This window comes from Caldisericota bacterium, assembly GCA_034717215.1.
Classification (GTDB): Bacteria; Caldisericota; Caldisericia; order Caldisericales; family Caldisericaceae; genus UBA646.
This window is the reverse complement of sequence record JAYELD010000020.1, coordinates 1-21,210: the sequence shown is the minus strand read 5'-3', so window position 1 is coordinate 21,210 and position 21,210 is coordinate 1. Positions and strand designations below refer to the sequence as shown.

The window sequence follows — 21,210 nt, the reverse complement described above, 5'->3', positions numbered from 1 at the left end:
CCTTTGTTTCAATACTCTTTATTTGTTTAGGTTAGAAAATTTCTTAAATATAGATTTTCCTGCGTAGATTGCAGCACTTCCTAATTCCTCTTCTATGCGTAAAAGTTGATTATATTTTTCTACCCTTTCAATTCTACATGGTGCACCACTCTTTAACTGACCTGCATTCATACCAACAGCAAAATCAGCTATAAAAGAATCGGCAGTTTCTCCGGATCTATGTGAAACAACTGAAGTAAACCCTGCACTTTCGCCAAGCTTAATTGCCTGTATCGTCTCTGTAATAGTCCCTATTTGGTTAAGTTTTATCAAAACAGAATTAGAAGCCTGTAATTCTATCCCCCGCTGCAATCTTTTAGGGTTAGTAACATAGATATCATCTCCCACAAGCTGAATTTTTTTACCCAACCGCTTCTCTAATTCTACCCAGCCGTTCCAGTCTTCCTCTTCAAGGCCATCTTCTATAGAAATAAGTGGATAACTATTCGATAAATATTCATAATAATCAATCATCTTTTTTGCTGTCCATTTCTTTCCTTCGTACATATATTTACCCTTTAGGTAAAAAGATGAAGCAGCAGCATCCAACCCTAAATAAACATTTTTGCCTGGCTTATATCCAGCCTCTTCAATGGCTCTCACAATAAATTTTAGTGCCTCTTCACCGTTCTTTAAATGCGGAGCAAATCCTCCCTCATCTCCTACTCCCACACTATAGTTATTTTTTTTCAAGATATCTTTCAAAGTATGATACACTTCCGAACCACATCGGAGCGCCTCTTTAAAACTGAAAGCTCCAACAGGTAAAATCAAAAATTCTTGTATATCCAATCCGGAATCAGCATGTTTTCCTCCATTTAAAATATTAAATTGTGGAACAGGGAGAAGAGCTTCTTTGATTCCGCCAATATATCTGTACAGAGGAATCTCATATTCATTTGCTGTTGCTCTAGCAACTGCCATTGAAACACTAAGCATTGCATTTGCCCCAAGTCTTGCTTTATTCTCTGTGCCATCAAGCTCTATCATTGCTTTATCAATAGCTGCCTGATTTTCTGAAAACATTCCGGTTACTTCTGTGGCAATCGAGCCATTCACATTTTCTACCGCTTCCAATACTCCTTTGCCCTTAAATCGTTTAGGTCCTCCGTCTCGTAATTCCGCAGCTTCATACTTTCCAGTCGAAGCACCAGACGGGACTGCTGCTCGTCCTGAAGCTCCACTTTCAAGCAACACTTCTGTTTCTACAGTTGGATTTCCTCTTGAATCTAAAATTTCTCTTGCAAAAATAGAAACAATTTCACTCATTTCCCCCTCCTTAATATTTATATTTCTTTGCGATCTTTCATTGCCATTGATAATGTCACAGAATCAACAAAATCAATTTCTGTACCCTTCGGAAGACCAGTAGCAATACGTGTAATTCTAATGTCATAAGGTTTCAAAAGTCTTTGAATATAAAGTGCTGTAATGTCTCCATTAAAATTAGGATTTGTTGCAATAATAATTTCTTTTACTTCCCCTTCACTAACACGTTTAACAAGCTCTTTCATTTTCAAGTTTTCCGGAGAAATATGGTTCATCGGATCAATTCTACCATGAAGAACATGGAAAACTCCATCATAATACTTTCCTTTTTCAATAGCAAACAAATCTCTAACTTCCTCCACAACACAAATGACAGAATGATTTCTGTTAGAATCAGCACACACGCTACATCTTTCCTTATCCGTAATATTAAAACATACAGGACATAGATGCATGTTTTCTTTTGCCTTTTGAATTATACTTACAAATTTTTCGACTTCACTCTTATTCTTACTAAGAATATATAGAGATATTCTTTCTGCGCTCTTTGGACCTATACCTGGGAGAGAAGAAATTTCTTTAATAAGATCCTCAATTCTATTAGGAAAATCGCTCATTTAAGTAGCTTAGTTTGGAAAACTTGGCATGTTTCCAGGCATTCCAAGTGCAGCCAATTTCTCCTGAGAAATTTTCTTTGCTTTCCCTTGCGCTTCCTTTACTGCTGCAACGATCATGTCCTCGAGTATTTCTTTATCATCTCTAACAATCACTTCTTCAGAAATATCTATAGAAACAATTCCCAATTTACCTGAAACAACTGCTTTTACAACTCCTCCACCTGCAACACCGGTTACTCTGATTTCTTCCAGTTCTTTATTAATTTCTTCCATTTTTCTTTGTAATTCTTGAGCTTTCTTCATTAATTCATTCATGTTTCTCATTATGTCCATCCTCCTTAACTTGTGCTACATCCGTAACAACTCCATCAAACTCTTCTTTTATCAACTTTACCTCCTCAACATCTTCTGCTTTTTTTATTTCTTCCTTTTTATCAAATATCTTTTCCTCTTTAGGAGAAGCAAAAGAAACTCTGAATTCTTTCAGCAAAACTTTTTTTAATACCCTTTTTAATATGTCAATATTGCCCGGTTTATTCAGCATCTCAATATAAAACTTTTTTTCAGGAATAAGTGTAAGCAAATCCTCCTTAAGTTCAGCAGGCATTACTCTCGTAAGCATTGCAGCTAAAGCTGGGCTTTCTTTCTTTACCTCTCTTACTATCTCATCCCAGTGCCCCCTGACAACGCCCAACGTATCAGATCCCTCTATCGGTACTTTTTCTTCTGGTTTGTTTTTTTCTTCCACTTCGAGCTTTCCATTGATTATGAGTTTTTCCTCTTCACCACTCTCGCTTATCACAGCAGCCTCTTCATCAATACAGGAAAGCGCAGAAAGTTGAATAGGAAAAAATGGATCAGGAAAAAATTTTAGATCATTTAATGCGTTGGCAAAAATAAAAGAAATTTTCACAAGTTTTTTCTCAGAAATATACTTTGCCTGCTCCTTCATTGCCTTTAAAATTTCTTGGTCTCTCCTACCAGTCAAATGCTCAAATCCAAGAATTTTACCCATAATAAGATCCTGAAGATACATGAGAAATTCATTAATAAATACTTTACCATCTTTGCCGCTATCGCCTATCGAGGAAATAATTTGTAATACACCTCCGGAGTCATTGTTAATAATGTTATACAAAAGACTTTTTAACACATCTTCCTCTGGAATTCCTATAAGTGATCGGACATCATTTTCGCTGATTTTGTCAAACATTGTTATAGATTGATCAAGAAAGCTCAAAGCATTGCGTAATGAGCCAGATGAAAAGCGAGCAATAAGCATTGCCCCACCATCCGTAACCTCTGCATTCTCTAGCTCTGCGACTTCTTTTATTTTTCGTACAAGTCCTTCTATCGAGATTGGTTTAAAATAAAAGCGTTCGCATCGCGAGAGGATTGTTGCTGGAAGCTTTTCAGGTGCCGTTGTAGCAAAAACAAAAACCACGTTTTCTGGCGGTTCTTCTAATGTTTTCAACAACGCATTAAATGCCTGCGGAGTAAGCATATGTACTTCATCGATGATATAAACCTTATATTTTGAGGAAACAGAAACATACTTTACTTTCTCTTTCAAATCTCTTATTTCGTTAATACCTCTATTTGAAGCCGCATCAATTTCGATAACATCCAAATTAGTGCCATTGGTAATAGTAAGACATTTCTGGCATTGCATACAGGGTACTGGGGTAGGCCCATTTTCACAATTTAAACCCTTTGCAAAGATTCTAGCAAGAGAGGTTTTACCACTTCCCTTTGGCCCTGCAAAAAGATATGCATGCCCCACTTTATTCTGCCTCAATGCCTCTTGCAGAATTTTTACAACTGTTTTCTGCTCAACCATTTCCTCAAATGTCTGAGGTCTATACTTCCGATAAAGTGCTAGATATTTCATATTTCCATTATAATTAAATTCATAAAAAACTCAATTTAAAAATATGTTCAGAGCATTTATTTGCCATCATTTTTGCCCATATAAATAACTTGAGTGGGATATGCAAAGCTAATGCCTCTTTTTCCAAATTCCTCAACAATTTTAAGATTGAATTCGTTCTGAATATTTACGTATTTTAAATAATCTCTATCAGAGACATAATACACTATTTCAAAATTGAGACTAAAATCGCCGAAAGAAATAAAAGGTGCTCTATCAAATGTAGCATTTTCAATTTCGTCTATAATGGATTTTATTATAATTGGAATTTCTTTAAGCAGCACAAGTGGCGTTTCATAGACTACTCCTATACGGAAAACTACTCTTCTTTGCTTCATTCTTCTGTAATTTCTAACGCCTGTGCCAGTAAGATCTGAATTTGAAACAATAATTTCTTCGCCGCTTAAACTTTTAACTCGTGTCGATTTTAACCCTATTCGATCAACAGTCCCGGAAAAATCTCTGAATGCTATAAAATCGCCTTCCTCAAAAGGTTTGTCAAGAACAATTGTAAAATAACTAAAAAGATCACCTAATACTGATTGAACAGCAAGGGCCACTGCAATGCCCCCAATGCCGAGACCCGTAAGCAGTGTAGATATATTGATGTTTAAATTATTTAAGAGTAGTAAAAAACCAAAAACATACACAATGAATTTGGCAAATTTTGATATTCCTTTTACTGACCTGGCCTTTACGTTGATGCCTTCTTTCTTTATATATTGTCCTGCCACCCAATCTATTGCATTTAAAAGAATATACACCACATACAATACAACAATCACCTTCAATGAAGTAAGACAAAGAACTTTCATACTGTCACTCAAAGTAAGCGCAGAAATGCTTGCGTACAAAACTACTATATAAAACATAGGAATAGATTTTCTAAATAAAATTATAATCAAATCGTCCAGAATGTTTTTTGTCTTTTTTGCTTTCGTTTCTAATCTTTGCAATATAAACTTATCAACCATTTTTATCGCAAACACAGCTACTAGAAAAATCAATAAAACCGAAAAATATTTTGCAATGGTATTATTATAAAATGTAATCTGCAAAAATGTTTTTAACTGTTCCATATAAATTATTTCCTCCTTTGATTATTTTTGCTTAAAATCCGAACCCAACTTATATTATGAATGAATTCGCCTTAAAGTCAACTTGTCAGAATGAAAATTGTTTATCGTTTTGAAATACATTTTACTCTTGACTACAACACTATATTATCATACCATAGATAAAAGGTCTAGGAGGCTATCATGTTGGCTAAAAAATCATTTGCAAGCGATAATAACGCGCCTGTCCACCCACGTATCTTAAAAGCAATAAGAAATGCAAATCAAGGAGACTACGTTGCCTATGGAGATGATCCCTACACTGAAAAAGCTGTAGAAAAATTTAAAGAGCATTTTGGAAAAAATATCGAGGTGTATTTCACGCTTACGGGTACTGGAGCAAATGTACTTGGATTAAAAGCCGTTACTAACTCATTCAATTCCATTATTACAGCAGAAACAGCACATATAAACACGGATGAGTGCGGAGCTCCTGAGAAATTCACGGGATGTAAGCTCATCGCTATTCCAACCACAAACGGAAAAATCACAGTAGCTGAAATAAAAAAACTTATGCACGGAATAGACGATGCTCACCATTCGCAACCAAGGGTTGTGTCAATTACTCAAAGCACCGAAATGGGCACTGTATATAAGAAAAAAGAGATTGAAGAGATAGCAAACTTTACCCATAAACACAATATGCTTCTTCATATGGATGGCGCAAGAATTGCAAATGCAGCAGCTTCGTTGAATATGAGTTTTAGAAAGTTTACAACAGATACAGGTGTGGACATTCTTTCCTTTGGTGGCACAAAAAACGGCATGCTGCTCGGTGAAGCAGTTCTCTTCTTTAATAAAGAAATATCGGAAAATTTTAAATTCATAAGAAAACAAGGAGCACAACTTTTTTCTAAAATGCGCTATATCTCTGCGCAATTTATAGAATACTTGTCCAATGCCCTCTGGCTAAAGAATGCAACTCGCGCAAATGAGATGGCAAAGATTTTAGAAAAAGAAATAAGAAAAATAGATAAAATAAAAATCACTCAACCAGTTGAAGCAAATGGAATTTTTGCTATTATACCCAAAAAATATATTTCCAGTCTACAGAAAAAATCCTTTTTCTACGTATGGAATGAAGAAAGAGGAGAAATAAGATGGATGACTTCCTTTAATACAACCAAAGCAGATGTACATAACTTTGTAGCAAGTATAAAAGAAATATTGAGAAAGTAGCCAAAAAAATCCCTATAAAAAATTTACTTTAAAAAAGGGTACTGAAAAAACAGAAAGAAGAATAAGAAATGAAAAAAAATAATATCGGGTTCGTATTTCTTATACTTATAACTATCTTTTTAACTGCAGATCAAGCGGCACTAATTCCTAACTATCTTCTGATTGAAAAAGAATTTGGGATAACACATGCTCAAATGGGAATTGTAAGTTCGGTTTTCATCATAATTGGAGCACTGGCAACTCTACTATGGGGATATTTAACAGACAAATATTCACGGAAAAAGCTCCTTCTAATAGGAACTTTAATGGGCGAGATTCCTTGTTTTCTAACCGCATTTGTAAATAATTATGCTCAGCTCTTTACCATAAGGGCAGCAACAGGTTTGGGGATTGGCATGATACTACCAGTGTCTTTGTCTTTGCTTGGCGATTATTTTCCTTCTAAAGAGAGAGGGAAGGGGAATGGGTGGCTCCTATTTGCAACCGGGGTTGGATATCTATTTGGGGCAGGCATAGCCGGGATCATCGGGCCAAGATTCAATTGGAGATACGCCTTTATTATTATCTCCATACCAAATCTCTTCTTACTTCCTTTGTTCTACCGTTTTGTGAAAGAACCAAAAAGAGGGGAAGGGGAAGCAGAAGTTAAAGAGCTGTTAGAATCGGGAGCCATTTATGACTATACGGCAAAATTATCTGATTTTAAAAAAGCTATAACTATAAAAACGAATCTCTTTTTAAACCTACAGAGTTTCTTTGGATGCTTGCCATTCGGGATACTTTCAAGCTGGGTTATAACATTTTTTGCACAAGAAAAAGAATTTTCCGTTACACTGGCTACCGCACTTATGATGAGCTTTATTGGAATAAGAGTAGTTGGAAATGTTATGGGAGGATATTTAGGCGATTATTTGTGCAAAAAAAGAATTGTATACCGTACAATACTCTGTATATTTTCAATTCTTTTAGGTATACCGTTCATTATTGGCGCTATAAAATATCAAACTCCCTCTCCCCCTGTTTTTTACCAGACTTTACCAATCTTTTTTATTGGAAGTCTCGGAGCAATTATTCCATCTATAGCCAGTCCTAATGCCAGAGCTATTCTTTTAGATACAAATGTACCTGAAAATCGCGGAACAATTTTTTCTGTTGCCAATCTTACAGATATCATAGGGGGAGGTATTGGCCCTTTCATTGGAGGAATTCTCGCCGATAGATACGGCTTTTCCTCCACACTTATTATCGCCACCCTTTTCTGGATACCATGTGCTATACTTTGGATTCCGCTACTAAGAACAGTTCCTTTAGATATGGATATCGTAAAGAAAAAAATGAAAGAGCGCTCAAATCTCCTTAGATTGTAAAGATCTTTTTATAATTGTCTCTCAAGAATAAGTCCATAGTAATCTCAGTTTTTTGTATATCTTCAAATTTTAAGTTAGGCAAGTTATTAAAATAGAGTGTGCGGCAAAGAAAGATAAACTGCTATAAAAATAAAAGATAAGTTTTATTTCTGAAAAATTTTTTCCAACCAAATATCAAGGAATATTATACTAGCACTAATTACTGCAACAATAGCCCCCCAAAATAGTGCAAAATCAACAAAAAAAGATTCAGGAAACATCCGTATTAATACTGCATTTTCGGGAAGAAGCCAAAAATCATTTCTAAAAAGAATTTTATGAAACAGCGTAAAAGTACCATTAAAATTCATGACAATCATAGTACTAATAAATAATACAAAAATTAAATTGCCAACTGCAGCACGTTGGAAAAGAATTTTTCTACTCTTCAATAATAAAATAAGAATAAAGCTAACAATAAACAAAGCGAATAAAATAGACAACGCCATTTGCATAACATTTTTTACATCTTGCATATGAATAATTTCCTTTCTGGAAAAAAAATTCTCAATAACATTTCCATTTTCATCGGTTATATAAAGGGTTCCTTTTCTGAAAAAGTATTGAACAATTTGGCTTGAATAGCTTACATATTGAAAGTTTGATAATTCCGAGGAAGATGATATATTTTGCTTTTCAAACTCATAAGAATAAAAATGTCTGCTAAACAAAAGAGAAAAAAAGCTTGCGAGAATAATAATAATGGCAATCGAAATAATTCCTACAAATTTTAAAAATTTCATTTAAGTATCTCTCTCAATAATACAATTGCGCCACGTTTGCTAAGGGGACTGTTTCTATTTCCGCACTTTGGAGAAAAAATGCAAGAAGGGCACCCTGTTTTGCAAGAACAAGTTAAAACTGTTTTATATGCAGCAGTAAACAGTTCTTCAGCGCGTTCAAAACCTTTTTCAGCAAGACCAACGCCTCCCTCTGCTCCATCATACACAAATATTGTTGCTTTACCAGTATCTGGATGAAGAGAATGAGAAACTCCTCCAACATCATTTCTATCACACATAACAACTATCGGCATCATTGCAACAAGTAAATGCTCAACAGCATGAATAGTGCCTAAAATGTCTTCTTCCGTCTCCTTAATAAGCTTTTCAAGAGATAAATTTAATGTAAACCAAAATGCTTTTGTAGTAAAAGTCATCATGGGAAGCTTCAGCTCTTCTTCGCCTATTTTTCTATCCGTACCATATTGCTTCTTCATAAAACCAATTGTCGCTTCACTAACCAAAACATCGCCAAAATACATATCTAAACCATGAAACTTTTCTTTCTTATTCATACCTTTGATATCTATCCTATGAATGGTAAGAGAATCTGTATAGTAGTTTAAATTAGTCTTTGAAAGAAGCGCGTATTTATCCTGTAAATTAAGTTCATGCACAAAATATGGATCAGCAAGGTGAAAGTAAATTGCCCCTTTAAAAACTTCCTCAACGGCTCTTCTCATAGAAACTATCTCAAGCACTTCGTTAGTTTCTTCGCTTATGAGCATAATATCCTGACCACTACCACCCCTGATATGTACTTTAGCAGCAGGGTAATCTCTTAAAGCATAGTAAAATTTATATCCTCTTCGCTCTAAAACTTCTTGACGAGAGAGAGTGCTTAAACTGTCCTTCAAGTTTCTCCCAAAGTATTCGAAGTCTATAGTGTCATTGATCGGCATTTCATAAGAAGCACATTTAATATGAGGAGTAAGAATGTGAGGATTATCCGGGTTAATTGCAATACTTTCAAAGCTTTCTCTGAAAAGGTAATCCGGATCTTTAACAAAATATTGATCGAGTGGATTTACTCCTGCAATAAAAATTGTAACAGATTCACTGTTCCTACCCGAACGCCCCGATTCCTGAAAAACACTAGAAATTGTTCCGGGATAACCAATAATAATAGTCACATCAAGATCTCCGATGTCTATGCCTAACTCAAGCGCATTTGTAGTAATAATGATTTTAATTTCGCCATTTCGTAGTTTCTCTTCAATGTCATTTCTCAATTTCTTCAAGTAACCCGCTCTATATGACGAAATAAGGCTCCTATCAGTAGTATTTACTTTGCTCAAAAGGTCTTTCGTTACCATTTCAACGCCTCGTCTTGACCGTGCAAAAACAATAGTTCGCAGATTGTTTTTTAAAAGTTCTTCCATAATCCAAGCTGCTTCTTTGTAAATACTCCTTTTTAAGTTTGTTTTAGCATCAATGCAAAGTGGGTCAAAAATAATAAAGTATTTTTTAAAAGGAGCCGCAGTTAAAAATCCCACCTTTCGTACTCGCTCCCCTATAAGCTTAAACGCAAATTCCTCCGGATTTTGAAGCGTCGCAGATGATAAGATAAACTGAGGAAAACTTCCATAGTAATGAGAAATACGCCTTAACCTCCTCATTACTTCACTCATATGTGAACCCAAAATTCCCCTATAATAATGAGCTTCATCGATTACAACAAATTTTAGTCGAGAAAAAAATTTGCTCCAGTTCGTATGATATGGCAAAATGCCAACATGAAGTATGTCAGGATTTGTAAGGAGAATGCAAGCTCTTTTCTTTAAAAAATTTCTTTCAGAAAAAGGCGTATCTCCATCATAAGCCCCAAGTATAATATCTTCATTGACAAGTATGTCGTTAATCTTTTTAAGCTGGTCATGTGCCAATGCTTTTGTAGGATAAATATAAAGAGCAGTGCTGCTTTTATTTTTCAGAAGATAATCTAGCACTGGCAGATTAAAGGACAGTGTTTTGCCGGTTGCTGTACCAGTTGTAATAATAACATTTTCTCCGTTTTTAATAGAATTTATTGTCTTAATCTGGTGAGGAAAAAGCGATAATATACCCTGCTGTAAGAGATATTGCCGAAGAGTGTCATGCAAAAAATCTGGAATAGAAAGCAAATCAAAAGACTTGCCTGGAACTTCAAATATCCTTACAAATTGATTGTAGTAGTTCTTATTTTTCTTAAGTTCTTCAATAATATATTTAATCATATTTAATAAAAATAGAGGGAAATACTCCCTCTATTTTCTACTTCATCGCTACTTTCTTCTTTCTTAGAGGGCGGAAGATCTCCTCTTCTATTTTTTCGTTTCCCGCTTTTTTGTCTTTCTCTTTTTTTTAGTTGTTTTACCAATATCTTTAGGTTTTTCTGGAGTCTTTCTCTTTTTTTTAGTTGTTTTACCAATATCTTTAGGTTTCTCTGGAGTCTTTCTCTTTTTTCCCATATCCTTTTTTTCCATTACCGGTCCAACTTGCTTAGTTTTTTCCTTCACTTCTTTTTCAATACCATCTAATTTTTCTAGAATGTCTCGAACTTCAGTTTTGGTCTTTTCTGATAATTTTTCTTTCCTGTACAAAAAATAGATCTTTTCTCCCAACTCTATAAATTTGCCTCTTTTAGAGGAATTGAGTGAAGCAATTTCAGCTTTAATTTTTGCAGTCTTTCCAAACCAAGCAGCCTTTTCACTGGCTTCCTGCGCACCTTTTTTTACTTTTTCCCAAAATTCATCCATTATAACACCTCCTCTTTTAAAGTAATTAGAAATTTATAACTTTTTACAATCTGCTAATATCTTACCAATATCGTAAAAATCTTCACATTTTAGGCTGGCTCCACCTACAAGTCCTCCGTCAATTTCGTCTAATATAGCAAATTCTCTAAAGTTCTTGGGTTTTATGCTTCCACCATAAAGAATTGTCGTATTCTCCCCCATACCTCTACCGAACAAGTCATCCAGAATAGACCTTATAAATTTATGTATATCAGCTGCTTCATCCGGACTTGCAGTAACTCCCGCACCAATTGCCCATACAGGTTCATATGCAACAATAATACGATCAAGAACTTCCCTAGAAATGCCATCAAGAGCTATTCTAATTTCTTTGTTGATAACTTCCTCTGTTCTTCCAGCATCCCTCTCTTCAATTTTTTCTCCCACACAAAGTATCGCATCCATCCCATTTTCAACCACCGAACGAATTTTCTTTTTTATAAGTTCATCTGGTTCCTTAAAAATGTTCCTGCGCTCGGAATGCCCTACAATCACATACCTAGCCCCTGCTTCCTTAAGCATTATTGGAGAAATTTCTCCAGTAAAAGCTCCTTCCTTTTCAAAATAGACATTTTGCCCACCGACACTTATATTGGTGCCCTTTAATAATTCGCTTATAAAATAAAGAGCTGTAAAGGAAGGAAAAATAATTACATTAAGCGGTAATCCAGCAAATTTTTCCTTTAGGCACACAGCAATCTCTTTGCTCGCCTTAATAGTTTTGTGCATCTTCCAATTTCCTGCAAGAATAATGTCTCTCATTTCATATTCCTAAATCTTCTTTCGTAAATGCATCTGGCAGTATCTGATCAAGTAATGCTTCTTTCACCTTGCCATCAATATTTATTGCATAAATTTTAAGGTTAGGAGCAAATTCCGATAATACTTGCCGACATATACCACACGGCATCACAGGTTTTTTAGTATCGGTTGCAATAGCAATAGATAAAAATTCTTTTTCACCTTCGCTCACTGCTGTAAACAATGCGACTCTTTCTGCGCAAACACTTGCGCCATAGCTTGAGTTCTCTATATTGCATCCACTATATACTTTCCCATTTTTTGCGAGTATCGCCGCCCCTACTTTAAAATGAGAATAAGGAGCATAAGCATTATTTCGTGCTTTAATAGCCATTTTCAGTAATTCGTCCCTGTTCATTGAATTTCTTAACCTCCTGGTTTTAGAATTACTTTCACTTTAAGGATTCTTCTCCCTCTGATTTTACTCACAATTAATTTAAAACCGTCAAAATTCACTTCTTCCCCGGGATGAGGCAACCTTCCCAACCTTTCTAATATAATACCACCAATTGTATCTGCCTCTCCGCTAGGCAAATTCTTTCCAAAAAACTCATTAAATTCATCAATACCCATTGTACCTGATGCAAGATATGCGTTTTCTCCAATTTTTTGAAAGATTTCTTCGCCTTTTTCGTGTTCATCCTGGATCTCTCCTACAATTTCCTCTAACAAATCCTCCATTGTAACAATACCGGAGATGCCACCATATTCATCAAAGACAAGAGCTATCTGTATTTTTTTAGTTTGCATCTCTCTAAAAAGCTCGTCCACACACTTTGTCTCTGGCACAAAATACGCTTCTCTCGCTATATTCTCAAGGTCAATTTCAGATTTTCCACTTGCAAACAGTTTAAAAAGATCCTTTACATATAAAACACCTATAATTTCATCCATTTTTTCTGCATATACGGGAATTCTCGAGTGATTACTTTGCACAACTACATCCAAAATATGCTCCCGATTAGCATCTACAGGGAGAGCTATAACATCAACCCTTGGTATCATCACTTCTCGTACATGCGTGTCGCCAAACTCAAAAATACTAAAAATCATTTCCTCTTCGTTTTTTTTAATTATTCCTTCTTCTTTACTGAGATGCAGCATATCAAGAACCTCAGTATGATCAACAAATACTTTTTGCTTCTCATGTTTTATGCCAAAAAGTACAAGAAATCCTTTTGAAACTACAGACAAAAACCAGGCAAAAGGGAAAAAAAGATACCAAAAAAATAAAAAAGGAGAATAAAATGTTATAGATACCTTTTCAGGATGATAAGAGGAAATGCTTTTGGGAATCATCTCGCCAAACAGTACAATAATAACTGTCATACCTACAGTAGTAATGGCAATTGCTGAAGATTGGGGAAGTTGTCTTGCCGCAGCAAAAGAAACACTCAAATAAGCAGCTAAAACTGAAGCAAGAATATTTACAAAGTTATTCCCAAGTACAATAGACCCTATAAACTTTTCTGGCTTTTTCTTCAATTCCAAAATCTTTTTAGCTACAGCAGATCCACGTAAAGCCATAGATTCAAGTTTAATTCTCGATGCGGAAAAAAGAGCAGCCTCTATTCCAGAAAAAAATGCAGAAAAGATCAACAATAAGATTAAGGCCAAAAGATAATAAATCCAACTCGATAATTCCATCAATGCCCAGCCTCCTTTATAAAATTCCACCGTGGAATACTCTTGAATATTTCTTCTTCTTTCTTTTCCATAAGTAATTGATCTTCTTTCCTAATATGATCATAGCCCAACAAATGCAAAAAACCATGGATCAAAAGAAATGTAATATGATCAACAAAATTATTACCATACTTGTTTGCCTCTTCTGATGCAACAATTGGGCAAATTACAACATCACCAATAATCTTCTCATCTGCTACAACATCCAGAAACGAGAAAGAAATAACATTTGTCGTTTTATTACTTTTTCTAAAACGTTTGTTTATATTTCTTATTCTCTTTTTCCCCACAAACGATATGCTAACAATACCGTCTCTGTAGTTTACAAGCTCGCCAATACGCTTGACCAATTTCTCTAACTTCTTTATATCAATAATATACTTTTGAGTGTAATTAATCATTTCCACTTTCATCGCTCTCCGGATAACTCTCCCTTGTATGAAATAAAGAAAGTAACGTTCCTACAAACGAATCTTTAATTTCTGCTAAATCTTTATACGTAATGTCTGATTCATTTAATTGACCGTCACTGATTCTACTTTTTATAATAGAATTTACCATCTCTTCAATTTTGTTAAAATCAGGATTTGAAACAGTATGTCCAACTGCTTCTACGGCATCTGCAAGCATAACAATAGCTGTTTCCTTATTTTGAGGAAGAGGCCCTGGATAACGAAAATCGCTTTTTTGTACTGCGCCATTACTCTCTTTGGATTTATGATAAAAGTAGGACACGACAGTGGTTCCATGGTGTGTCGCAATAAAATCGATTATTTCCTGGGGTAAACGGGATTTTTTCGCCAGATGTATACCGTCCTTAACATGATTGATAATGACAGTTTTACTAAGATTTGGAGTAAGTTCATCATGTATGTTTGGGATCGCTTGTTGGTTTTCTGTAAAAAAATAAGGGTGAAACATCTTTCCGATATCATGATAGTATGCGCCAACTCTTGCAAGCAGCGCATTTGCCCCAATTTTTTCAGCAGCCGAAGAAGCAAGATTAGAAACAATCATGCTGTGCTGATACGTGCCCGGGGCTTTAATAAGCAACTCTCTTAGTAAAGGAGCTCCTGTATCTCCTAATTCTAATAACCTTAGTGTAGTTGCCTCATTAAACAGATGGTCCATAACAAAAACCATTCCCAATGCAACAATAGAACCTCCCAAAAAATTTATAAAACCAAAAGATATGTTTAATCCAATTTGTTTAAAAACAAGCTTGGAAGACAAGCCCATAAATAAGGCAATGAAGGACATAGACAGGCCTCCAACAATGCCTGCATAAAGAAATGTAATCGTTTTCGCCATTTTACGAAGCAAAAACATAGAAATTATGGACGAAACTATAACAGCAAACATGATAGGAGATCTTAAATCTAAAGGAAATGAAAGTAAAAAAGAAAAAGCAAGAGTAACAGTTAAGGCAGTAGTGAAATCAAAGAAAGCAAAAACAAGCATAGCAAGTAAAGGAATAGGAACAAGGTACGGAGAAATATTGTCTAAGAATATCGATACGATATAAACAATACTAATGATAATTGTAAATTCCGCAGTTTTTTTCACAATATTGCCAGGATTAACAACAACGGATCTTTTAATTGCGATAAAGGAAAGAAGTAAAAAAATGCAAGTAAAAGCAAAAATACTAAGCACTACTTTCCAATCATCCCCTGTACGAATCACCCCAAGAGCCTCTAATACTTTTATTTTATCAGCCGTAATTTTCTCTCCTTCTCTCACTACTACATCTCCCTTTACAATCGTAATGACGACAGGAGACACTGCATTTTTTACTTTTTTAATCTCTCTTTCGGTAGCTTCTTTATCATATATTAAATTAGGCTGAATAGTATGATTTAATGCATAGATCAAAAGCTCTTTCTCCTCTTCTTCTAAGTCTAACTCGGCAATTGTTTCTAATCCCATTTTGGTAGCTTGAGAAATTTTATCGCTCCTCACTCCAGTCAACATCAACTTATACACGATGCCTTCCAAAGTTTTGCGCAACTGCTCTATTCTTCCAATTGGTTCATGCAAGAAAAAATCAGCAATCTGGGTATTATTTGTTAAGAGATCAAGTAATTTTTCTCTTTTCAATATCTCATCATCTTTGCTCGACAAAATTGATGTTAAAGAATCAAAAAAATTATTTATGCTAGAAAAAACCTCATCTTCTTTGCTTCTATCAAGAAGATACACCGGAGAAACAGATTCTAACATCTTTTCTTGTAGTTCTTCAGTTTTAGCAACATCAATGTACGATACATCTCTATTAGCTATAATTTCATGAGGGCTTACATCGCCTTCTTTGAGGTTAAGCTTTGCCGGAAAATAGGAATAGAACATCGGTACAATAATGATAATGGCAAGAAAAATTACTAAGATAATAGGAACTATATTGCTCTTAAAATACAAAATGAAATTACGAATAATATTTTTCTCAGTAAAAATATTATAAGAAAAACGGCTATTCCTTGTCATGTTCTATCCTCTCGTATGCATTAATAATTCTCTGCACAAGTTTGTGCCGTACAACATCTTCACTTGTAAGATAATTAAAGCTAACACCCTCAATCTCTTTCAATATCCTTTTTATTTTATGTAAACCAGATTCGCTGTGTACAAAATCAAGATCGCTTTGAGTTATATCTCCTGTTATGACCATCTTAGATCCAGCCCCAAGCCTTGTGAGAAACATTTTCATTTGCAATGGTGTTGTATTCTGAGCTTCATCTAAAATAACAAAAGCATTATTTAACGTTCTCCCCCGCATATAAGCTAGCGGTGCAATCTCTATTGTTTTATTTTCAATAAACTTATATACTTTTTCTTGCCCTAATAAATCGTACAAGGCATCATATATTGGTCTAAAGTAAGGATCTACTTTTTGCTGTATATCTCCAGGGAGAAAACCTAATTTTTCACCCGCCTCGATTACGGGACGAGTCAAAACAATACGCATTACCCTACCTGTTAAAAGATATTTTACAGCAATAGCCACAGAAAGATACGTCTTTCCCGTCCCAGCCGGGCCAATAACAAATGTAATATCGCTTTTTTCCACCGCCTGTACAAAATTTCTCTGCCCAAAAGTTTTAGGAATAACGTTTCTTCCCTTAATATCTGCAATAATAACAGTTTCCGGAAGATTTTGAAGAAAGCTTTTACCCTGGGAATGTTTTATTGCATAGATAATTTCATCCACTGAGAAGTTATAATGTTTTTTTACCATATTCTCAATTTGTTGAAGAACTTTTTTAGCAATATGGACATTTCTTTCTTCCCCTATAAGATGTATCACTTCGTCTCGCAAAATAATATCAATGCCAAGCTCATTCTCAATTGCTTTGACATTTTCATCTAATACTCCAAATATCATCTGAGCATCTTTCTTATTTCTTATATCTACTATATCTTCTACTGCGCTTTTAACTTTTTCTTTCATTATCCATTATGATACTATATTATTTAGCTTTTTCAAATTTTATCACCTGTTCAAAACATTCCTTAAAAAATTTACTCGTCGTTATCTGAAGTTTTAGAAAATTATTTCTTGCTTTCAATGAGTTTTTTTAATTCATCTCTAAAAGCAGAATAGAGGTGCTCCTCTTTTACAATTCTTACTGCTTTGCCTTTTCTAAATATTACTCCACTTTTCTTGCCTCCAGCAAGGCCAATATCAGCATCAGCTGCCTCTCCAGGGCCATTTACCACACATCCCATAATAGCAACCCTTACAGGGATATCAACCTCTTTAAATTCCTCTTTTACTTGTTTTACAATTTCAAAAAGATTGATCTCACATCGCCCACAGGTTGGACAAGATACAATTTCTAATCCTCCCTTTCTTAAACGGAGACTCCTGAGTAAAGTTATTCCAGCTTTTATTTCTTCAACTGGATCTGCTGTGATAGAATATCTGATAGTGTCACCAATACCCTCCATTAAAAGATATCCAATTCCAACGCTACTCTTCACCAGCGATTCTTCTTTTGGCCCAGCTTCTGTTATGCCGATATGCAAGGGATATCGAACAAGTTTAGCAATTTTTTCATTTGCCCTAACCGTTAGTATTATATCAGATGTTTTAATGGACACTATAATATTGCTAAAATTAATGCTCTCAAGTATCTTTATTTCGTCCAATGTATTTTTTACAAGTGCCTCAATAGGATTATCTGGCTTTTTTTTAAATGAACCAAGATTTGTACCAACACGAATAGGAATATTCCGCTTCTTCGCCCTAAGTGCAATTTTTTTAATCCACTCTTCGTCCTGAATGTTGGAAGGATTTAAACGTAATTTATCCGCTCCTTGCTTGATTGATTCCATCGCAATCAATGGGTCAAAATGAACATCAGCAATAAGTGGAATATGTATTTTACTTTTAATTTTTGAAAGCGCCTCCGCAGATTCGATATCTGGCACTGCTACGCGCACGAGATCACAACCTTCTTCTTCCAGACGCAATATTTGATTCACTGTTGATACAATATCTCTTGTATCTGTTTTAGTCATAGACTGGACAAGAATGGGGTTCCCTCCACCAATTGTCCTGTTCCCTATATTAACAGGAATTGATTTTGATCTCATCTGCTTATTAGACGTATAATATCATTGATGCTGACTAAAAACATGATACCTAAAATAACTATAAATCCTGCACCTTGAACAGAAAGCTGTTTTTCAGGTGGAACAGGTTTGTGAGTTATTGCTTCCCACAGTATGAGAATAATCCAACTTCCATCAAGAGCAGGTATTGGAAGAAGATTTGTAAAACCTATTGCAATACTGATAAACGCAGAAAACCAGAGTAAACTTGCAAAACCACCACTCGCAGCCCGGCCTGTCATTGCTGCAATACCAATAGGGCCAGCAACAGACGAAATTCCCTTCATGGTAAAAAGTAGTGGAATAGAAACAATCATCTGATGAAGCAATTTCCCAGTCCAAACAACACCTTCCCACAAAGCTCTGAATGGAGAGTATTTTTCAGTTGACGAATAAACTCCAATGACCCATGCATTTGAAATAGGGTCTTTTTCAGGTATTATAGTCAATGAAATCTTTTCATCTTTTCTTTCAACCATAACCTGTAATGCTCTTCCATCACTCGCACGAATAATATCCGTCATTTCTTCCCAGGAGTCAATGTACTCACCATCTATTTCGATAATTTTGTCTCCTTGTTGCATGCCTGCTACATATGCAGGACTTTCTGCCATCACAGAAGAAATTGTTGTAGTGCGAATAAACGGATTGCCAAAAGAAGCAAAAACAATAGCAAATATAATAATTGCAAAAATAAAATTCATTCCAGGCCCCATAAAAATAGAAATAAACCTTTGCCACAACGTTTTTGTATAGAACCCATCAGGAGCATCAAGATTATCATCCATTCCTCGAAGCTTTGCATAGCCTAAGATAGGAATAACTCCTATTTTATAAAGAGTCCCACCCATTTTTTTCTTCATAATTGCTGGGCCAAATCCTATACTAAATTCTTCAACAGCAATACCAGATTTTTTAGCAGCAAAAAAATGTCCAAATTCATGAACAAGAGCAATTATGCTGATTATAATTATACCATACACAATTTGTAAAGCTAAATTCATCTCACACTCCTTTTAATCATCTCTTCACATAACAGTATACCTTCATTATAAACTTCTACAACATCAGACACTGAATCAATTTTTTTATAGGTAAATTGGCTTAAACCTTTCTCTAAAAGACGTGGGATGTCAGAAAAGCTTATCATTTCTTTAAGAAAGGCGTCAACCAAAACCTTATCTATAGCAATGAGAAGAGGTAAAAAATTGCCGCCACGCTTCCCATACTCCAATGCAGCCAAAAACCCTGGAAATTTATTGTCATTTAACGAATAAAATGTAAGTTTCTCTACTTTTTCAAGATCTAACCTAGATTCAGGAAAAGAATTTATAGCTCTTTCAGGGTAGGTAATTGCGTACTGCAAAGGAAAATACATCAGAGGAGTACTCATAAGCGCTTTCATATTCCCATCTACAAACTCTATCATTGAATGAATTATGCTCTCTCTATGCACAATTACTTCAATTTTTTCATAATCTATACCGAAGAAGAAATGAGATTCTATCACTTCAAATGCCTTATTAATAAGTGTTGCAGAATCTACTGTGATTTTTTTGCCCATTCGCCAGTTAGGGTGACGAAGAGCATCAGAGGGCGTAATCTTATCAAATGTAGTAATATCCCGTTCCCAAAAAGGTCCACCAGAGGCTGTAACTATAAATCTCTTCACTGCGTTCTTTTTTTCCCCAATAAGGCATTGAAATAAAGCAGACAGCTCACTATCTACAGGGATAATATATTTTTGCCTATTCGGAGAAAATATTATTTCCCCTCCAGCAATAATTGACTCTTTATTAGCAATTGCCACATATTTTTCATTACTCAGCAAAAGGTCAATTGATTTAAGAGCAGCTATATCAGAAGAAAGAAACAAAGTAAGGTCAGTCTCCACATCTAAAACAACTTCTTCCAAATCTTTTTCAACATCAAAAATATATTTACCTGGAAATTCTTTTTTGATGATCTCAAGATAATTTTCTCTCATCCCTACATACCGAGGATCAAAATCCTTTATCTGATTCAGCATTACATCAACATTTTGAAAACCGGTTATCCCAATAACTTTATAGTAATTACCAAGCTTTTTTATTACTTCCAGGGCTTCCTTGCCCAAAGATCCCGTCGAACCAACTATAAAGATATTTTTCACTTTAATGCACCGTATTTTCGTGTTCTTGTTGAAAACTCCCGCAAAATTTGCAAATATTCCTTTTCAGTAAAATCGGGCCACAACGTATCAGTAAAAACCAGCTCTGAGTACGCAGATTGGTACAAAAGAAAATTGCTCAACCTCTTTTCACCTCCTGTCCTTATAATAAGGTCTGGGTCAGGCTGATCTTTAGTATATAAAAATTGCTTAAATGTTTCTTCTGTAATTTCATGTGTTGTTCCTAAAAGAAGCAATTTTTCTACCACTTGAACAATTTCCCTTCTACTGCCATAGTTAAGAGCGATATTTAAGACTATTCTATTGTTGTTCTGCGTTGTCTTAGCTGCAAATTGCACCATATTTTTGACAAACAGAGGAAGAGGATCTATATCACCTATAAAATTAATTTTTACGCCATTTTCGTGCAATTCTGGAATATATGTGTTTATAGAATCCACTAATAAATGAAATAAAAAATTCACCTCTTTTGTGCCTCGCTTCCAATTTTCAGTAGAAAACGTAAAAAGAGTAAGAAATTTTATTCCATAATTTGCTGATATTTTAGTAATAATTCGAACTGACTTTACGCCATTTTTATGCCCTTCTGTTCGATTAAGCCCCCTCTCTTCAGCCCAACGACCATTCCCATCCATAATAATTGCTACATGGTCAGGAACAGGGTTTTCTTCGCTCATCAAACTTCGAGAATTTCCTCTTCTTTCCTCATTAGGTGTCCATTTACAATTTTGATATATTTATCTGTAAATTCCTGTACTTTCTCCTGCATCCTATATCGATCATCTTCAGATATTTCCTTGTCTTTTTCCCAACTCTTAACTTTAT

The 21,210-nt window shown here is 35.0% G+C and carries 21 protein-coding genes; 2 read left to right on the top strand and 19 right to left on the bottom strand.

Translation table 11 applies throughout. The features are described 5' to 3' along the window. Window positions 1-18: 18 nt before the first annotated feature. Genes eno through U9Q18_01030 form a run of 5 tightly spaced genes read right to left on the bottom strand, consistent with a single transcriptional unit; the run spans window position 19 to window position 4,934 of the window. Window positions 19-1,308 (bottom strand): phosphopyruvate hydratase, encoded by a 1,290-nt coding sequence (gene eno, locus U9Q18_01050; GenBank protein MEA3312947.1) that lies wholly within the window; start codon window positions 1,306-1,308, stop codon window positions 19-21. A gap of 17 nt (window positions 1,309-1,325) precedes the next feature. After that, window positions 1,326-1,925, bottom strand: a complete 600-nt coding sequence (recR, locus tag U9Q18_01045; protein MEA3312946.1) for a recombination mediator RecR — start codon at window positions 1,923-1,925, stop codon at window positions 1,326-1,328. A 9-nt stretch (window positions 1,926-1,934) separates the two neighbouring features. Beyond that, window positions 1,935-2,249 carry a YbaB/EbfC family nucleoid-associated protein gene (locus tag U9Q18_01040; protein MEA3312945.1) on the bottom strand — a complete coding sequence of 105 codons (315 nt, stop codon included), beginning with the start codon at window positions 2,247-2,249 and terminating at the stop codon, window positions 1,935-1,937. Continuing rightward, window positions 2,233-3,816, bottom strand: a complete 1,584-nt coding sequence (gene dnaX, locus U9Q18_01035; GenBank protein ID MEA3312944.1) for a DNA polymerase III subunit gamma/tau — start codon at window positions 3,814-3,816, stop codon at window positions 2,233-2,235. Before dnaX ends, U9Q18_01040 begins: the two co-directional genes overlap by 17 nt. Before the next feature lie 56 nt (window positions 3,817-3,872). Continuing rightward, window positions 3,873-4,934 (bottom strand): mechanosensitive ion channel family protein, encoded by a 1,062-nt coding sequence (locus tag U9Q18_01030; GenBank protein ID MEA3312943.1) that lies wholly within the window; start codon window positions 4,932-4,934, stop codon window positions 3,873-3,875. 180 nt (window positions 4,935-5,114) lie between these two features. Between U9Q18_01030 and U9Q18_01025 the strand changes: the two genes are divergently transcribed. Both U9Q18_01025 and U9Q18_01020 read left to right on the top strand, forming a co-directional pair. Further along, window positions 5,115-6,149, top strand: a complete 1,035-nt coding sequence (locus U9Q18_01025) for a low specificity L-threonine aldolase (GenBank protein MEA3312942.1) — start codon at window positions 5,115-5,117, stop codon at window positions 6,147-6,149. A 68-nt stretch (window positions 6,150-6,217) separates the two neighbouring features. Further along, window positions 6,218-7,516: an MFS transporter gene (locus U9Q18_01020; protein ID MEA3312941.1), complete on the top strand. Its 1,299-nt coding sequence runs from the start codon at window positions 6,218-6,220 to the stop codon at window positions 7,514-7,516. 143 nt (window positions 7,517-7,659) lie between these two features. Here the strand turns inward: U9Q18_01020 and U9Q18_01015 are convergent, their stop codons facing one another. The 14 genes from U9Q18_01015 to U9Q18_00950 all read right to left on the bottom strand — a co-directional run. Then, window positions 7,660-8,298, bottom strand: coding sequence for a TIGR01906 family membrane protein (locus U9Q18_01015; protein MEA3312940.1), 639 nt, complete (start codon window positions 8,296-8,298; stop codon window positions 7,660-7,662). Then, window positions 8,295-10,553, bottom strand: a complete 2,259-nt coding sequence (locus U9Q18_01010; GenBank protein ID MEA3312939.1) for a DEAD/DEAH box helicase — start codon at window positions 10,551-10,553, stop codon at window positions 8,295-8,297. The genes U9Q18_01015 and U9Q18_01010 overlap by 4 nt, the downstream gene beginning before the upstream one ends. A gap of 87 nt (window positions 10,554-10,640) precedes the next feature. Further along, complete coding sequence (locus tag U9Q18_01005; GenBank protein MEA3312938.1) at window positions 10,641-11,075, bottom strand: hypothetical protein; 435 nt, start codon at window positions 11,073-11,075, stop codon at window positions 10,641-10,643. A gap of 33 nt (window positions 11,076-11,108) precedes the next feature. Further along, window positions 11,109-11,876 (bottom strand): triose-phosphate isomerase, encoded by a 768-nt coding sequence (gene tpiA / locus U9Q18_01000; protein ID MEA3312937.1) that lies wholly within the window; start codon window positions 11,874-11,876, stop codon window positions 11,109-11,111. Between the two features lies 1 nt (window position 11,877). Beyond that, a complete protein-coding gene (cdd, locus tag U9Q18_00995; GenBank protein MEA3312936.1) occupies window positions 11,878-12,273 on the bottom strand; it encodes a cytidine deaminase in 396 nt (131 codons plus the stop codon). Between the two features lie 8 nt (window positions 12,274-12,281). Then, entirely contained in the window at window positions 12,282-13,562 is a 1,281-nt protein-coding gene (locus tag U9Q18_00990; GenBank protein ID MEA3312935.1) for a hemolysin family protein, read from the bottom strand. Continuing rightward, window positions 13,562-14,002: an rRNA maturation RNase YbeY gene (ybeY, locus tag U9Q18_00985; protein ID MEA3312934.1), complete on the bottom strand. Its 441-nt coding sequence runs from the start codon at window positions 14,000-14,002 to the stop codon at window positions 13,562-13,564. Before ybeY ends, U9Q18_00990 begins: the two co-directional genes overlap by 1 nt. After that, entirely contained in the window at window positions 13,995-16,085 is a 2,091-nt protein-coding gene (locus U9Q18_00980) for an HDIG domain-containing protein (protein MEA3312933.1), read from the bottom strand. The genes ybeY and U9Q18_00980 overlap by 8 nt, the downstream gene beginning before the upstream one ends. After that, on the bottom strand, window positions 16,072-17,049 hold the full coding sequence (locus tag U9Q18_00975) for a PhoH family protein (protein MEA3312932.1): 978 nt from the start codon (window positions 17,047-17,049) through the stop codon (window positions 16,072-16,074). Before U9Q18_00975 ends, U9Q18_00980 begins: the two co-directional genes overlap by 14 nt. A gap of 101 nt (window positions 17,050-17,150) precedes the next feature. After that, window positions 17,151-18,197 carry a flavodoxin-dependent (E)-4-hydroxy-3-methylbut-2-enyl-diphosphate synthase gene (gene ispG / locus U9Q18_00970; GenBank protein MEA3312931.1) on the bottom strand — a complete coding sequence of 349 codons (1,047 nt, stop codon included), beginning with the start codon at window positions 18,195-18,197 and terminating at the stop codon, window positions 17,151-17,153. After that, window positions 18,194-19,219: an RIP metalloprotease RseP gene (rseP, locus tag U9Q18_00965; protein MEA3312930.1), complete on the bottom strand. Its 1,026-nt coding sequence runs from the start codon at window positions 19,217-19,219 to the stop codon at window positions 18,194-18,196. Before rseP ends, ispG begins: the two co-directional genes overlap by 4 nt. Continuing rightward, on the bottom strand, window positions 19,216-20,367 hold the full coding sequence (gene dxr, locus U9Q18_00960; protein ID MEA3312929.1) for a 1-deoxy-D-xylulose-5-phosphate reductoisomerase: 1,152 nt from the start codon (window positions 20,365-20,367) through the stop codon (window positions 19,216-19,218). The genes rseP and dxr overlap by 4 nt, the downstream gene beginning before the upstream one ends. Next, window positions 20,364-21,062 carry a polyprenyl diphosphate synthase gene (uppS, locus tag U9Q18_00955; GenBank protein ID MEA3312928.1) on the bottom strand — a complete coding sequence of 233 codons (699 nt, stop codon included), beginning with the start codon at window positions 21,060-21,062 and terminating at the stop codon, window positions 20,364-20,366. Before uppS ends, dxr begins: the two co-directional genes overlap by 4 nt. Continuing rightward, a partial coding sequence (locus U9Q18_00950; GenBank protein MEA3312927.1) for a ribosome recycling factor occupies window positions 21,062-21,210 on the bottom strand: 149 nt, incomplete at its 5' end. The genes uppS and U9Q18_00950, both read right to left, overlap by 1 nt.

What these genes read in the sequence shown, in the direction of transcription:
- cdd (MEA3312936.1), bottom strand. Translation starts at nt 12,273, where the DNA reads ATGAACAGGGACGAATTACTGAAAATGGCTATTAAAGCACGAAATAAT.
- U9Q18_01030 (MEA3312943.1), bottom strand. Translation starts at nt 4,934, where the DNA reads ATGGAACAGTTAAAAACATTTTTGCAGATTACATTTTATAATAATACC.
- recR (MEA3312946.1), bottom strand. Translation starts at nt 1,925, where the DNA reads ATGAGCGATTTTCCTAATAGAATTGAGGATCTTATTAAAGAAATTTCT.
- U9Q18_01040 (MEA3312945.1), bottom strand. Translation starts at nt 2,249, where the DNA reads ATGAGAAACATGAATGAATTAATGAAGAAAGCTCAAGAATTACAAAGA.
- U9Q18_00980 (MEA3312933.1), bottom strand. Translation starts at nt 16,085, where the DNA reads ATGACAAGGAATAGCCGTTTTTCTTATAATATTTTTACTGAGAAAAAT.
- U9Q18_01005 (MEA3312938.1), bottom strand. Translation starts at nt 11,075, where the DNA reads ATGGATGAATTTTGGGAAAAAGTAAAAAAAGGTGCGCAGGAAGCCAGT.
- eno (MEA3312947.1), bottom strand. Translation starts at nt 1,308, where the DNA reads ATGAGTGAAATTGTTTCTATTTTTGCAAGAGAAATTTTAGATTCAAGA.
- U9Q18_00975 (MEA3312932.1), bottom strand. Translation starts at nt 17,049, where the DNA reads ATGAAAGAAAAAGTTAAAAGCGCAGTAGAAGATATAGTAGATATAAGA.
- tpiA (MEA3312937.1), bottom strand. Translation starts at nt 11,876, where the DNA reads ATGAGAGACATTATTCTTGCAGGAAATTGGAAGATGCACAAAACTATT.
- U9Q18_00990 (MEA3312935.1), bottom strand. Translation starts at nt 13,562, where the DNA reads ATGGAATTATCGAGTTGGATTTATTATCTTTTGGCCTTAATCTTATTG.
- ispG (MEA3312931.1), bottom strand. Translation starts at nt 18,197, where the DNA reads ATGAGATCAAAATCAATTCCTGTTAATATAGGGAACAGGACAATTGGT.
- dnaX (MEA3312944.1), bottom strand. Translation starts at nt 3,816, where the DNA reads ATGAAATATCTAGCACTTTATCGGAAGTATAGACCTCAGACATTTGAG.
- U9Q18_01010 (MEA3312939.1), bottom strand. Translation starts at nt 10,553, where the DNA reads ATGATTAAATATATTATTGAAGAACTTAAGAAAAATAAGAACTACTAC.
- ybeY (MEA3312934.1), bottom strand. Translation starts at nt 14,002, where the DNA reads ATGATTAATTACACTCAAAAGTATATTATTGATATAAAGAAGTTAGAG.
- uppS (MEA3312928.1), bottom strand. Translation starts at nt 21,062, where the DNA reads ATGAGCGAAGAAAACCCTGTTCCTGACCATGTAGCAATTATTATGGAT.
- U9Q18_01025 (MEA3312942.1), top strand. Translation starts at nt 5,115, where the DNA reads ATGTTGGCTAAAAAATCATTTGCAAGCGATAATAACGCGCCTGTCCAC.
- U9Q18_01015 (MEA3312940.1), bottom strand. Translation starts at nt 8,298, where the DNA reads ATGAAATTTTTAAAATTTGTAGGAATTATTTCGATTGCCATTATTATT.
- U9Q18_01020 (MEA3312941.1), top strand. Translation starts at nt 6,218, where the DNA reads ATGAAAAAAAATAATATCGGGTTCGTATTTCTTATACTTATAACTATC.
- rseP (MEA3312930.1), bottom strand. Translation starts at nt 19,219, where the DNA reads ATGAATTTAGCTTTACAAATTGTGTATGGTATAATTATAATCAGCATA.